The sequence below is a fragment of the Streptomyces paromomycinus genome, assembly GCF_003865155.1.
Classification (GTDB): Bacteria; Actinomycetota; Actinomycetes; order Streptomycetales; family Streptomycetaceae; genus Streptomyces; species Streptomyces chrestomyceticus.
On record NZ_BHZD01000001.1, the window covers coordinates 8649623 to 8664938 of the forward strand.

The following is a 15316-nucleotide window of genomic DNA, read 5'->3' on the forward strand; positions in this document are numbered from 1 at the left end:
CTGACGGTGCCGCGAACGGCGATGGTGATGCTCGATGCGTGGAGGCAGCGATGACAGGACAGGCCGACAAGCTCCTTGAAGCGCTGCGTGCCTCCGTGAAGGAGACCGAGCGGCTGCGGCAGCAGAACCGGCAGCTCGTCTCGGCGGCCTCGGAACCGCTGGCGATCGTCGGCATGAGCTGCCGGTACCCGGGTGGTGTGACCACCCCGGAGCAACTGTGGGAACTGGTCTCCACCGGCGGCGACGCCATCTCCGGCGTCCCCGCCGACCGTGGCTGGGACACCGAGGAGCTGCACGACCCCGGCCGGCCGGACAGCTCCTCCTCGGCCGAGGGCGGATTCCTGCGGGACGCGGCCGCCTTCGACGCGGACTTCTTCGGCATCAGCCCGCGTGAGGCGCTGGCCATGGACCCGCAGCAGCGTCTGTTGCTGGAGACGTCCTGGGAGGCGCTGGAGCGGGCCGGGGTGGCACCCGCCTCCCTCCGCGGCTCGCAGACCGGTGTGTTCGTCGGCGTCGGCCCCTCCGACTACGGCGCCAACCCCGCCCTGCACACCGACGACCTGCAGTGGCACCTCATAACCGGCGGCGCGACCAGTGTGATGTCCGGCCGCATCTCCTACCTGCTCGGCCTGCAGGGGCCGTCGGTGTCGGTGGACACGGCGTGTTCGTCGTCGTTGGTGGCGCTGCATCTGGCGGCGCAGGCCGTACGGTCGGGTGAGTGTTCGTTGGCGCTGGCCGGCGGGGCCACGGTGATGGCCTCAGCCATCGGTATCCGCGGATTCTCCCGGCAGGACGGTCTGGCTGCGGACGGCCGCTGCAAGGCCTTCTCCGCCGACGCGGACGGCATGGGCATGGGCGAGGGCGCCGGCATGGTCGTGGTGGAGCGGCTGTCCGACGCCCGCCGTAACGGGCACAAGGTGCTGGCGGTGCTGCGGGGCAGTGCGGTCAACCAGGACGGTGCGTCGAACGGTCTGACCGCGCCCAACGGGCCTTCGCAGCAGCGGGTGATCCGCGCTGCGCTGGCCGGTGCGCACCTGACGGCGGCCGACGTGGATGTGGTGGAGGCGCACGGTACTGGTACGAAGCTGGGTGACCCGATCGAGGCGCAGGCGCTGCTGGCCACCTACGGCCAGGACCGTCCCGAGGGGCGGCCGCTGTGGTTGGGCTCGGTGAAGTCCAACATCGGTCACGCCCAGCAGGCGGCCGGCGTTGCGGGTGTCATCAAGATGGTGCTGGCGCTTCAGCACGGACAGCTGCCGCGCACCCTGCACGCGGACGAGGCCTCCCCGCACGTCGACTGGGCATCCGGCGAGGTGAAGCTGCTGACGGAGCCGGTGCCGTGGCCCAGCGGGGACCGGGTGCGGCGGGCCGGCGTCTCCTCCTTCGGCCTCAGCGGCACCAACGCGCACGTCATTCTGGAGGAGCCTCCCGCGGCGCAGGAGGCCGAAGGTGACGAGGAGTCCGGAGAGACGGTTGTTCCGGTAGCCCCGGTGGTTATTGGTGCCGGTGCTTGGGTGTTGTCTGGGCGGACTGCTGAGGCGTTGTCGGCGCAGGCGGGGCGGTTGCGGGAGTGGGTGTCGCTTCGTCCGGAGCTGGAGCCGGCCGATGTGGCGTGGTCGTTGGCGGTGACGCGGTCGGTCTTCGAGCATCGTGCGGTGGTGGTTGGCGGGGGCCAGGAGCAGATGCTGGCGGGGCTTGGTGGGCTGGCGTCGGGTGTTCCGGCTGGGTCGGTGGTGTCCGGTGTGGCGCGGCCGGGGGCTCGTCCGGTGTTTGCTTTTGCGGGTCAGGGGTCGCAGTGGGTGGGGATGGGGCGGGAGCTGGCGGGGGTTTCGCCGGTGTTCGCGGCGCGGTTGTCTGAGTGTGCTGCGGCGTTGGAGCCGTATGTGGACTGGTCGCTGACCGATGTCCTGGTGGGATCGGGGGACGCTCCTGCACTGGAGGCGGCGGATGTTGTCCAGCCCGCGCTGTGGGCGGTGATGGTGTCGCTCGCTGCTGTCTGGGAGGCGGCCGGTGTCGCCCCGGAAGCCGTGGTGGGCCACTCGCAAGGAGAAATCGCCGCTGCCACGGTGGCCGGAATGCTGTCGCTTGAGGACGGTGCCCGTGTGGTGGCGTTGCGGTCGCGTGCGTTGAAGGTGCTGGCGGGTGCGGGCGGGATGTTGTCGGTGAGCCGTCCGGCGGCTGAGGTTGAGGAGCGTCTGGTCCGGTTCGGTGAGCGGTTGTCTCTGGCGGCGGTGAACGGGCCGTCGGCCACTGTCGTCTCGGGTGAGCCGGAGGCTTTGGAGGAGCTGAGGGCGGAGTTCGAGGCGGCGGGTGCCCGGGCGCGGATGGTGGCGGTCGACTATGCCTCGCATTCGGCTCAGGTGGACCGGCTGGAGGAGGAGATCACTTCTGTCCTGGCCGGGCTCTCTCCGCGCCGGGGCCGCGTTCCGATGGTCTCGGCGATGACCGGTGAGACCCTGACCGGTGAGGAGCTGGACGCCGGGTATTGGTTCCGCAGTCTGCGGGCGACGGTGCATTACGACCGTGCGGTGCGGGTGCTGGCGGATCGTGGTCACCAGGTGTTCATCGAGGTGACCCCGCATCCGGTGCTGGTCGGCGCCATGCACGACACCCTCCAGGATCTCGCTCAGGAGGCGGGTCCGGGTGTCATGCCAGCGGCTGTCTGCGGGACGCTCCGCCGCGACGAGGGCGGTGCGGATCGTCTGGTGGCGTCGCTGGCGGAGGCGTTCGTCAATGGAGCCGAGCTGGACTGGCAGGCGGTGTTGTCGGCCGGGCGGCGGGTGGGGCTGCCGACGTATGCGTTCCAGCATGAGCGGTTCTGGCCGAAGGCGGCTGCTGCGGTTTCCGGTGGTGATCCGGTGTCGTTGGGGCTGGGTGCGGTGGGTCATCCGTTGTTGGGTGCGGCGGTTGAACTGGCGGGTGGTGCGGGCTTGGTGTGTACGGGTCGGTTGTCGGTGCGTACGCATCCGTGGCTGGCCGACCATGCCGTCGGTGGTGCGGTGCTGTTGCCGGGCACCGGTTTCGTGGAGCTCGCGGTGTGTGCGGGGGATCAGGCTGGCTGTGGTGTGTTGGAGGAGCTGACGCTCCAGGCGCCGCTGGTCTTCCCTGGGGACGGGGCTGCGGTGCAGGTCCAGGTGGTGCTGGCCGGGGCGGATGCGGAGGGTCGCCGTAGCGTCGAGGTCTTTTCCCGGTCCGATGGCGCTGGTCAGTTGCAAGGGTGGACGCAGCACGCGAGCGGCGTGCTGGCCCCTGCGGGTCCGGCGGCTGCGGCCGACGATGACTTCGCGGTGTGGCCGCCCCGTAATGCCACCACAGTGGACGTTTCCAACCTCTATCAGTCCGCTGCCGAAGGTCCCTACGGCTATGGTCCGGCGTTTCAGGGGCTGCGGGCGGTGTGGCGTCGGGGCGAGGAGGTCTTTGCTGAGGTGGCGCTGCCGGAGGAGGTGGCGGAGGACGCTGCTGCCTTCGGCCTGCATCCGGCGCTGCTGGACGCCGTACTGCAGGCTGCCTTCCTGATGGGCGGCGCCGAAGAGGGGACAACCGAAGAGGTTCGGTTGCCGTTTGCCTGGACTGGTGTGGAGCTGCACGCCAGTGGTGCGTCGGTGCTGCGGGCCCGGTTGCGTCGTGATGCGCAGGGCATGTTGACGGTGGCGGCTGCGGATGCGGCGGGTCAGCCGGTGGTTTCCGTGGCCTCGCTGATCACCCGCCCGGTGGATGCCGGCCAGCTCGGCAGTGCCGCGTCGGCCGTTGCGGATGCCTTGTTCACCGTCGCCTGGATGCCGGTCAGCGGCGCTGAGTCCGTGGCCCCCGTTGCCGGGGAGTGGGCGCTGATCGGCGCCGACCGCTTCGATGTCGCCGGGCAGCTGACGGCTGCCGGGACGCCGGTGCGGTGCTTTCCGGGGCTGGAGGAGCTGGCCGCTGCCGCAGCGGGCCGGGAGATCGACCCCGCTTTCGTCCTGGTCTGCGCCGGTGGCGAGGGCCGGAGCGAGGAGGACCCGGCACGGGCTGCGGCCCGGGTGACTGGCGAGACCCTGGTTCTGGTGCAGGAGTGGCTGGCTGAGGAGCGGCTGGCGGAGAGCCGGCTGGTGGTTCTCACGCGTGGTGCGGTGGCGGTCTCGGCCGGTGAGGGCGTGACCGATCTGCCGGCAGCGGCCCTGGCCGGTCTGGTGCGCTCGGCCCAGTCGGAGAACCCCGACCGGCTGCTCCTCGTCGACCTGCCGGCCACCGGTACTGCGGAGCAGGTCATCGAGCTGCCGGTTGCCGTTGGTACCGGGGAGCCGGAGCTGGCGCTCCGAGGCGGCGCGGTGCATGCACGTCGACTGGTGCGTCCTTCCGGGGCGCTGCCGGTTCCGGAGGGCCGGTGGCGGTTGGAGCCGGACGCGGGCGGTTCGCTGGAGGGGCTGTCACTGCGCCCGTCGCCGGAGGCGGATGAACCGCTGGCAGCCGGGCAGGTCCGTATCGCCGTCGGTGCCGCTGGCCTGAACTTCCGCGACGTACTGATCGCGCTGGGCATGTACCCGGGCGGCGGAATGCTGGGCAGCGAGATCGCCGGGACAGTGTTGGAAGCCGGGCCGGGGGTAGAGCAGCTCGCCCCGGGCGACCGGGTGACGGGAATCGGTGAGGGCGGGTTCGGCCCAGTGGTTGTCACCGGTGCCCGGCAACTGGTGCGGATTCCGGACGGCTGGTCGTTCGCGGAGGCGGCCTCGGTGCCGACGGCGTTCATGACTGCCTGGTATGCGTTGGTGGAGTTGGCCGGGGCGAAGCCGGGGCAGCGGGTGCTGGTGCATGCTGCTGCCGGTGGGGTGGGGATGGCGGCGGTGCAGATTGCCCGCTATCTGGGGTTGGAGGTCTTTGCGACCGCGAGTCCGGGCAAGTGGCCGGTGTTGGCGGCGATGGGGCTGGACGCGGAGCACGTCTCGTCTTCCCGTACTGCCGGGTTCGAGGCGGATTTCCTGTCCGCCACGGGTGGTGCGGGTGTGGACATCGTGGTGAACTCGTTGGCGGGTGAGCTGACCGATGCTTCGCTGCGGTTGCTGCCGCGGGGCGGGGCGTTCGTGGAGATGGGCCGTACCGACGTCCGCGACGCCCAGGCAGTGGCCGCGGAGCAACCGGGCGTCACCTACCGCTCGTTCGACCTCGGCGAGGCAGGTCCTGAGGGGCTGGGCACCATGCTCGCCCGGATCATGGAACTGCTGTCCGCCGGCGAACTGCAGCGGCTGCCGATGCGGGTCTGGGAGGTGCGCCGGGCGCGGGACGCGTTCCGGTTCATGCAGCAGGCCCGGCACACCGGCAAGATCGTCCTGACGATCCCTGCGCACCTCTCCGCAGCGCAGCAGTCGGCATCGGCCCAGACCGCTGCCTGTTCGGCGTTGATCACGGGTGGTACGGGCACGTTGGGTGGTCTGGTGGCCGGGCATCTGGTGGTGTCGGGGCGGGCGGAGCATGTGGTGCTGACCAGTCGTTCGGGGCCCGGTGCGGCTGGTGTGGCGGCGTTGGCTGCGCGGTTGGCGCATGCGGGCGCGTCGGTGCAGGTGACGGCATGTGATGCTGCGGTCCGCCAGGAGCTGGCCGCTGTGGTGGCGGCGGTCCCGGCGCAGGCGCCGTTGCGGACTGTGGTGCATACCGCGGGTGTGCTGGATGACGGTACGGTCGGTTCGCTGACCGTGCAGCGGGTGGCGGGGGTGCTGCGGCCGAAGGCGGACGGTGCCTGGAACCTGCACGAACTGACCCGGGACCTGGTTCCGGAGCTGGAGGACTTCGTACTGTTCTCGTCCTCGGCGGCGGCGTTCGGCGTGCCGGGGCAGGGCAATTACGTGGCGGCCAATGCCTTTCTGGATGCGCTGGCTGCTGAGCGGCGGGCGTCGGGTCTTCCGGGTGTCTCGCTGGGGTGGGGGCTGTGGGCCGAGGTGTCCGGGCTGACCGGGCAACTGGCGGAGTCTGACCGCTCTCGGTTGTCGCGTGGTGGTGCGTTGGCGCTCAGCGCCGACGAGGGCCTGGCGTTGCTGGATCTGTGTCTGGCCCGTGATGAGGCGGTGCTGGTGCCGTCGCGGCTGGATCTGGCCGGGTTGCGGGCCCAGGCAGTGCGCAGTGCGCAGGTTCCGCCGTTGTGGCGGGCTCTGGTCGGTGCCGGGAGTGGGCGGCGTAGCGCTGCCGGGGCCGGTGACGCGGGCGCGGACTCGCTGCATGAGCGGCTGTCCGGGCTGTCCGGTCAGGAGCGGACCCGGCTGCTGACCGACCTGGTCCGTACGCATGCGGCGGCTGTTCTGGGGCACGCCTCGGCGGAGGCCGTCGAGCCGGGGCGGGCCTTCACCGACCTGGGCTTCGACTCGCTCACCGCCGTCGAACTGCGTAACCGGCTGAGCACCGCGACCGGTCTGCGGCTGCCCGCCACCCTGGTCTTCGACTACCCCAACCCGGCCGCGCTCGCCGGCCACCTCAAAGCCAGGATCATCGGTGACGGCGACGGGCCGGCCGCGAGCCCACTGCCGACCAGTACGACGCAGCAGACCTCCGGGGAACCGATCGCGATCGTCGGCCTGGCCTGCCGATTCCCCGGCGGGGTGAACGGCCCCGAGGAGTTCTGGCGGCTGCTTGCCGACGGCACCGACGCGGTCTCCCGCTTCCCGGACGATCGCGGCTGGGACGTGGAGGCGCTCTACGACCCGGACCCCGACAGCGTCGGCACCTCCTACACCAGGGAAGGCGGCTTCATCGGCGACGCCGGTGGCTTCGACGCGGACTTCTTCGGAATCAGCCCGCGCGAGGCGCTGGCCATGGACCCGCAGCAGCGACAGGTCCTGGAGGCTTCCTGGGAGGCGCTGGAGCGGGCCGGCATCGACCCGTCCGCGCTGCGCGGCAGCCAGACCGGTGTCTTCGTCGGCGGCTTCGCCTCGGCCTACGGCATCGGCGTGGCGACCGGCGACGAGGGCGCGGAGGGGAACCTGACCACCGGCTTCGCCACCAGCGTGCTCTCCGGCCGGGTGTCCTACGCCCTCGGACTGGAAGGCCCGGCCGTGACGGTGGACACGGCGTGCTCCTCGTCCCTGGTCGCGCTGCACCTGGCTTGCCAGGCGATCCGCGCGGGGGAGTGCTCCATGGCGCTCGCCGGCGGATCCACGATCATCTCGACCCCGGACGGGATCGTCGGCTTCAGCCGACAGCGCGGCCTGGCCGCGGACGGCCGCTGCAAGGCCTTCTCCGCCGACGCGGACGGCATGGGCTTCGCCGAGGGCACCGGCGTCCTGGTCGTGGAACGCCTCTCGGACGCCCGCCGCAACGGTCACCCGGTGCTGGCGGTGGTACGGGGCAGTGCGGTCAACCAGGACGGTGCGTCGAACGGTCTGACTGCGCCGAACGGGCCTTCGCAGCAGCGGGTGATCCGCGCCGCGCTGGCCGGTGCGCACCTGACGGCGGCCGACGTGGATGTGGTGGAGGCGCACGGTACTGGTACGAAGCTGGGTGATCCGATCGAGGCGCAGGCGCTGCTGGCCACCTACGGCCAGGAGCGTCCGGAGGGCCGGCCGCTGTGGTTGGGTTCGGTGAAGTCCAACATCGGTCACACGCAGGCCGCCGCCGGTGTCGCCGGTGTCATCAAGATGGTGCTGGCCCTCCAGCACGGACAGCTGCCGCGCACCCTGCACGCGGACGAGCCCTCCCCGCACGTCGACTGGACTGAGGGTGAGGTGAAACTGCTCACCGAACCGGTGCCGTGGCGGCCGAACGACCGGCCGCGCATCGCCGGAATCTCCTCCTTCGGCATCAGCGGCACCAACGTCCACCTGCTTCTGGAGGAGGCCCCCGCCGAGGAACCCGCGCACGTGGCCGGCAACCCCGCCGACGGTGACACAGTCACTTCGGCACCGGTGCTCTCCTGGGCCGGGGCGGACGCGGCTGCCGAAACGGTGAGCGCCTGGCTGGTGTCCGGCCGCTCGGCTGCGGGCCTGGCCGCGCAGGCGGACCGGCTGCGGGACTGGTTGACGTCCCGCCCGGAGCTGGCACCGGCCGATGTGGCCTGGTCGCTGGCTGCCACCCGCTCTGTCTTCGAGCACCGCGCCGTGGTCGTGGGCGGGGATCGGGAGCAGGTGCTGGCGGGGCTTGCGGGCCTGGCGTCCGGTGCGCCCTCGGGTGCGTTGATCGCGGGCACGGCCCGACCGGACGCCCGCCCGGTGTTTGCTTTTGCGGGTCAGGGTTCGCAGTGGGTGGGGATGGGGCGGGAGCTGGCTGAGGTTTCGCCGGTGTTCGCGGGGCGGTTGGCGGAGTGTGCGGCGGCGTTGGCGCCGTACGTGGACTGGTCGCTGACCGATGTCCTGGCGGGATCAGGGGACGCTCCGGCGTTGGAGGCGGCGGATGTCGTCCAGCCTGCGCTGTGGGCGGTGATGGTTTCCCTCGCTGCTGTCTGGGAGGCGGCGGGTGTTGTCCCGGAAGCCGTCGTCGGCCACTCGCAGGGAGAAATCGCCGCTGCCACGGTCGCCGGAATGCTGTCGCTTCAAGACGGGGCCCGTGTGGTGGCGTTGCGGTCGCGTGCGTTGAAGGTGCTGGCGGGCGCGGGCGGGATGCTGTCCGTCAGTCGTCCGGCGTCGGAGGTTGAGGAGCGCCTGGCCCGGTTCGGTGAGCGGTTGTCTCTGGCGGCGGTCAACGGCCCCTCGGCCACCGTGGTGTCCGGCGAGCCGGAGGCTTTGGAGGAGCTGAGGGCGGAGTTCGAGGGGGCGGGTGCCCGGGCGCGGATGGTGGCGGTGGATTACGCCTCGCATTCGGCTCAGGTGGACCGGCTGGAGGAGGAGATCACTTCTGTCCTGGCCGGGGTCTCCCCGCGTCGGGGCCGGGTCCCGATGGTGTCCGCGATGACCGGTGAGACCCTGACCGGTGAGGAGCTGGACGCCGGGTACTGGTTCCGCAGTCTGCGGGCGACGGTGCATTACGACCGTGCGGTGCGGGTGCTGGCGGGTCGTGGTCATCAGGTGTTCATCGAGGTGACCCCGCATCCGGTGCTGATGGGCGCGATGAACGACACTCTGGAAGAGGCCGCCCAGGAGGCAGGCCCCGGTATCGTCCCGGCGGCCGTCTGCGGGACGCTCCGCCGCGACGAGGGCGGCCCAGCCCAGCTGGTCACCTCGCTCGCCGAGGCGTTCGTCAGTGGGGCGCTGGTGAACTGGCAGGCGGTGTTGCCGGCCGGGCGGCGGGTGGAGCTGCCGACGTATGCGTTCCAGCATGAGCGGTTCTGGCCGAAGGCGGCTGCTGCGGTTTCCGGTGGTGATCCGGTGTCGTTGGGGCTGGGTGCGGTGGGTCATCCGTTGTTGGGTGCGGCGGTTGAACTGGCGGGTGGTGCGGGCTTGGTGTGTACGGGTCGGTTGTCGGTGCGTACGCATCCGTGGCTGGCCGACCATGCCGTGGGCGGTGTGGTGCTGTTGCCGGGTACCGGTTTCGTGGAGCTGGCGGTACGCGCCGGTGACCAAGTCGGGTGTGGGCTCCTGGAGGAATTGACGCTCCAGGCGCCGCTGGTCTTCCCTGGGGACGGGGCTGCGGTGCAGGTCCAGGTGGTGCTGGCCGGGGCGGATGCGGAGGGTCGCCGTAGCGTCGAGGTCTTTTCCCGGTCCGATGGCGCTGGTCAGTTGCAAGGGTGGACGCAGCACGCGAGCGGCGTGCTGGCCCCTGCGGGTCCGGCGGCTGCGGCCGACGATGACTTCGCGGTGTGGCCGCCCCGTAATGCCACCACAGTGGACGTTTCCAACCTCTATCAGTCCGCTGCCGAAGGTCCCTACGGCTATGGTCCGGCGTTTCAGGGGCTGCGGGCGGTGTGGCGTCGGGGCGAGGAGGTCTTTGCTGAGGTGGCGCTGCCGGAGGAGGTGGCGGAGGACGCTGCTGCCTTCGGCCTGCATCCGGCGCTGCTGGACGCCGTACTGCAGGCTGCCTTCCTGATGGGCGGCGCCGAAGAGGGGACAACCGAAGAGGTTCGGTTGCCGTTTGCCTGGACTGGTGTGGAGCTGCACGCCAGTGGTGCGTCGGTGCTGCGGGCCCGGTTGCGTCGTGATGCGCAGGGCATGTTGACGGTGGCGGCTGCGGATGCGGCGGGTCAGCCGGTGGTTTCCGTGGCCTCGCTGATCACCCGCCCGGTGGATGCCGGCCAGCTCGGCAGTGCCGCGTCGGCCGTTGCGGATGCCTTGTTCACCGTCGCCTGGATGCCGGTCAGCGGCGCTGAGTCCGTGGCCCCCGTTGCCGGGGAGTGGGCGCTGATCGGCGCCGACCGCTTCGATGTCGCCGGGCAGCTGACGGCTGCCGGGACGCCGGTGCGGTGCTTTCCGGGGCTGGAGGAGCTGGCCGCTGCCGCAGCGGGCCGGGAGATCGACCCCGCTTTCGTCCTGGTCTGCGCCGGTGGCGAGGGCCGGAGCGAGGAGGACCCGGCACGGGCTGCGGCCCGGGTGACTGGCGAGACCCTGGTTCTGGTGCAGGAGTGGCTGGCTGAGGAGCGGCTGGCGGAGAGCCGGCTGGTGGTTCTCACGCGTGGTGCGGTGGCGGTCTCGGCCGGTGAGGGCGTGACCGATCTGCCGGCAGCGGCCCTGGCCGGCTTGGTGCGCTCGGCCCAGTCGGAGAACCCCGACCGGCTGCTCCTCGTCGACCTGCCGGCCACCGACACCGCCGATCAGATCGCCGTACTCCCGGCCGCGCTCCCGGCCGCACTCGCCGCCGGGGAACCCGAGGTGGCCATCCGCGACTCCGCGGTCCATGGGCGGCGGCTGACCCGTCCATCCGGCTCCACGGAGGCAGTTGAACGACCCGCCAACCCGTCCGGTGCCCGTTCGGCGTTGATCACGGGTGGTACGGGCACGTTGGGTGGTCTGGTGGCCGGGCATCTGGTGGTGTCGGGGCGGGCGGAGCATGTGGTGCTGACCAGTCGTTCGGGGCCCGGTGCGGTTGGTGTGGCGGCGTTGGCCGCGCGGCTGGCCCAGACAGGCGCTTCGGTGCAGGTGACGGCATGTGATGCTGCGGTCCGCCAGGAGCTGGCCGCTGTGGTGGCGGCGGTCCCGGCCGAATACCCGTTGCGGACCGTGGTGCACACCGCGGGTGTGCTGGACGACGGTACGGTCGGTTCGCTGACCGTGCAGCGGGTGGCGGGGGTGCTGCGGCCGAAGGCGGACGGTGCCTGGAACCTGCACGAACTGACCCAGGGAATGGACCTGGACCACTTCGTACTGTTCTCGTCCTCGGCGGCGGCGTTCGGCGTGCCGGGGCAGGGCAATTACGTGGCGGCCAACGCCTTCCTGGACGCACTGGCCGCGAAGCGGCGGGCGTCGGGCCTCCCCGGTGTCTCGCTGGGGTGGGGATTGTGGGCCGAGGTGTCCGGGCTGACCGGGCAACTGGCGGAGTCCGACCGGTCCCGGATGTCGCGCAGTGGTGCCTTGGCGCTCAGCGCTGACGAGGGCCTGGCACTGCTGGACCTCTGCCTGACCCGGCATGAGGCAGTGCTGGTGCCGTCCAGGCTGGACCTGGCCGGGTTGCAGACCCAGGCAGCACGCAGCGCGCAGGTTCCGCCGCTGTGGCGGGCTCTGGTCAGCGCCGGTACCGGGCGGCGCAGCGCTGCCGGGAGGGACGACGCGAGTGCGGACTCGCTGCGCCGGCAACTGGCCGCACTGCCCGCCGCCGAGCGCGACGAGATGCTGCTGAACCTGGTACGGGCCCACGTCGCCGCGGTCCTGGGGCACGCCTCCGCGGAGGCCGTTGAGCCGGGGCGGGCCTTCACCGACCTGGGCTTCGACTCGCTCACCGCCGTCCAACTGCGTAACCGGCTGAGCACCGCGACCGGTCTGCGGCTGCCCGCCACCCTGGTCTTCGACTACCCCAACCCGGCCGTGCTCGCCGGCCACCTGCGCGGACGGCTCGGCGACGAGCCGCAGGCGCGTACGAAGGCCGCCACCGCCCCGGCGGCAGCGGAGACGTCAGCAGCCGGGGCGCCGGACGAGCCGATCGCCATCGTGGGGATGAGTTGCCGTTTCCCCGGCGGCACGGCGGACCCCGAGGACCTGTGGCGGATGCTGCGCGACGGCGAGGACGCCATCTCGGCCTTCCCCACCGACCGCGGCTGGGACCTGGACGGACTGCACGACCCGGACGCCGCGCGGAGCGGCGCCGCCCGTACACAGGCCGGTGGGTTCGTGCAGGACGCCGCCTCCTTCGACGCCGGATTCTTCGAGATCAGCCCGCGTGAGGCCCTCGCCATGGACCCGCAGCAGCGGCTGTTGCTGGAACTGGCCTGGGAGGCGTTCGAGCGGTCCGGGATCGATCCGTCCAGCCTGCGCTCCAGCCCGACCGGCACCTTCGTCGGCGGCTACACCTCCGGCTACGAGACGAGCGTGCTGGCGCAGGGCGGCACCGAGTCCCAGGGGCACCTGATGACGGGGATCGCCACCAGCGTCCTGTCCGGCCGGCTGGCCTACACCTTCGGGCTGGAGGGCCCGGCGGTGACGGTCGACACGGCCTGCTCGTCGGCGCTGGTGGCGCTGCACCTGGCCGCGCAGTCGCTGCGGTCGGGGGAGTGCTCGCTGGCGCTGGCCGGCGGTGTGACGGTCATGGCCACCCCGGGCACGTTCGTGGAGTTCTCCCGCCAGCGCGGGCTGGCCGCGGACGGCCGCTGCAAGGCGTTCGCCGCCGCGGCCGACGGCACCGGCTTCGCCGAGGGCGCCGGCCTGCTCGTCATCGAGCGGCTCTCGGACGCGCGGCGCAACGGGCACCCGGTGCTGGCGGTGCTGCGGGGCAGTGCCACCAACCAGGACGGTGCGTCGAACGGTCTGACCGCGCCCAACGGGCCGTCACAGCAGCGGGTGATCCGCGCCGCGCTGGCCAACTCCCGCCTGACGCCTGGTGACGTGGACGTGGTGGAGGCGCACGGCACCGGTACGAAGCTGGGCGACCCGATCGAGGCGCAGGCGCTGCTGGCCACCTACGGTCAGGACCGCGGCGAGGGCGACCCGCTGTGGCTGGGGTCGGTGAAGTCCAACATCGGTCACACGCAGGCCGCCGCCGGTGTCGCCGGTGTCATCAAGATGGTGCTGGCCCTCCAGCACGGACAGCTGCCGCGCACCCTGCACGTGGACGAGCCCAGCCCGCACATCGACTGGACCGGCGGCGAGGTACGGCTGCTCACCGAACCGGTGCCGTGGCAGGCGAACGGCCGGCCCCGCCGGGCCGGCGTCTCCTCCTTCGGGATCAGCGGCACCAACGCGCACGTCATCCTCGAAGAGGCGCCCGCGCCGCCCGCCGGGACCGGGAGCCAGATGCTGCTTCCCGGGTCCGGGAGCCACGAGCGGCTTCCCGGGTCCGGGAGCCACGAGCGGCTTCCCGGGTCCGGGAGCCACGAGCGGCTTCCCGGGTCCGGGAGCCACGAGCGGCTTCCCGGGTCCGGGAGCCACGTGCTGCTCTCCGGGTCCGGGAGCCACGTACCGCCCGCCGGCCCCGAAACCCACGCGGCGCCCCCGTCCGGAGCCGGAATCGCTCCGGCGGCCGGCTCGGTCCCGCCGCTGGCGGTGCCGTGGCCGCTGTCCGCGCGGACCCCGGAGGCGCTGCGGGCCCAGGCGGGACGGCTGCGCCAGTTCCTGCTGGAACGGCCGGAACTCGACCTGGTGGACATCGGGTTCTCGCTGGCCACCACGCGTACCGCCTTCGACCACCGGGCGGTGGTGCAGGGCACGGACCGGGACGGGCTGCTGGCGGGCCTCGCGGTGGCCGCCGCGGGAGTGCAGACCCGGGACGTGGTGACCGGAACCGCGAGGACGGGCCGCAAACCGGTCTTCGTCTTCTCCGGCCCGGCCAGATCGCCCGAAGGTCCCGGCCCGGCCGGATCGCCCGAAGGCCCCGGCACGGCCGCATCACCCGGAAGTCCCGGCGCGGACGTCCGGCTGGACGCCGCGGCCGCATTGCTGGAGGAGTCGCCGGTCTTCGCCGACCGGATCGCCGACTGCGAGCAGGCCCTGGCGCCCTTCGTGGACTGGAAGGTGACCGAGGTGCTGCGAGCCGGCGAGGACAGCCCGGCGCTCACCACCCCCGAGATCCACCGCCCGGTGCTGTGGGCGGTACTGGTGGCGCTCGCCGCGCTGTGGCGCTCCGCCGGTGTGCACCCGGCCGCGGTGGCCGGGCACGGGGTGGGCGAGATCGCCGCCGCCCAGGTGGCCGGTGTGCTGACGGCGGCGGACGCGGCCCGGCTGGCCGTGCTGAGCGGCCGGGCGCCGGCCAGCCCGGGCGCCGTCCAACCGCGGCCGGGGACGGTGCCGCTCTACTCCACCCGGTCCATGGCCTGGGTGGACGGCGCGGACCTGGACGCCGGTCACTGGCTGCCGTCCCCGGGGCAGGAACCGCCCGTTCCTGTACGGGAGCTGGCCGAGGCCCTGTCCGGAGCCGGGTTCGGTGCGTACGTCGAGGTCGGCCCGGAGCCGGTGCTCGCCACTGCCCTGGCCGAGGTCCTGCATGCCGAAGGGGGCGGCGCGGACCGTGACGGCGCGCCCGTGGTCACCGCGACCCTGCGCCGTGGGGAGTTGGGCCTGCGGGCGTTCACCTCCGCGCTGGCCGCCCTGCACGTGCGGGGCGTGACCGTCGACTGGGCCGCGGTGCTGGGCGGCGGACGCCGGGTGGAACTGCCCACCTACGCCTTCCAGCGGGAGCGGTACTGGCCGCAGCCGCCGGCCCGGACCGCTGCCGAAGCTCCCGCGGCCGGCTCCCTGTCCCCGGACGAGCAGCGGTTGTGGTCCGCGTTGGCGGAGCAGGACATGACCGCGCTGAGCGAGGTACTGGGCGTCGGCACGCCGTTGCGCGAGGACATGCCGCTGGGCGAGGTACTGGCGTACGTCGCCGCCTGGCGCCGGGAGCGCACCGCACCGGACGGGGCGGACGGGACCGGTGCCGCGGGCGCGGCCGAGGGCGCCGCAGCCGCACCGGAAGGTGCGCACGGCGCCGGGGCCGGCTGGCGGCAGCGGCTCGCCGAAGTCGGCCCGGCGCAGCAGCAGGAGCTGTTGAGCGCACTGGTCCGTGAGGAGATCGCGGCGATGCTCGGATACGGGTCCGTGGACTCCGTCCCGCAGTACGGCGACGTCTTCGAACTCGGCATGACCTCGATGTCGGCCGTTCAACTGCGGCTGCGAATGAACGAGCTGACTGGTCTTACACTGCCGGAGGGCTTCGTCTATGACCTCTATATGCCGGAAGCCATCGCGGAGTACCTGCTCGGCGAGCTGACGGTGGCACTTCGGGAAGGCACTCCCGAAGACCGGTAGCAGACCGCCGGAAATCCGGGAAAGCGCCGATGCCCGACCGGATTTCGTTGCTCAGTTCCGCA

Annotated in this window: 1 protein-coding gene; it reads left to right on the forward strand. The window is 72.2% G+C overall.

Annotation, left to right across the window (positions count from 1 at the left end; translation table 11 throughout):
* Window positions 1-50: 50 nt before the first annotated feature.
* Window positions 51-15254, forward strand: coding sequence for a type I polyketide synthase (locus OEIGOIKO_RS41955; protein WP_125057671.1), 15204 nt, complete (start codon window positions 51-53; stop codon window positions 15252-15254).
* The last annotated feature ends 62 nt before the right edge of the window (window positions 15255-15316 follow it).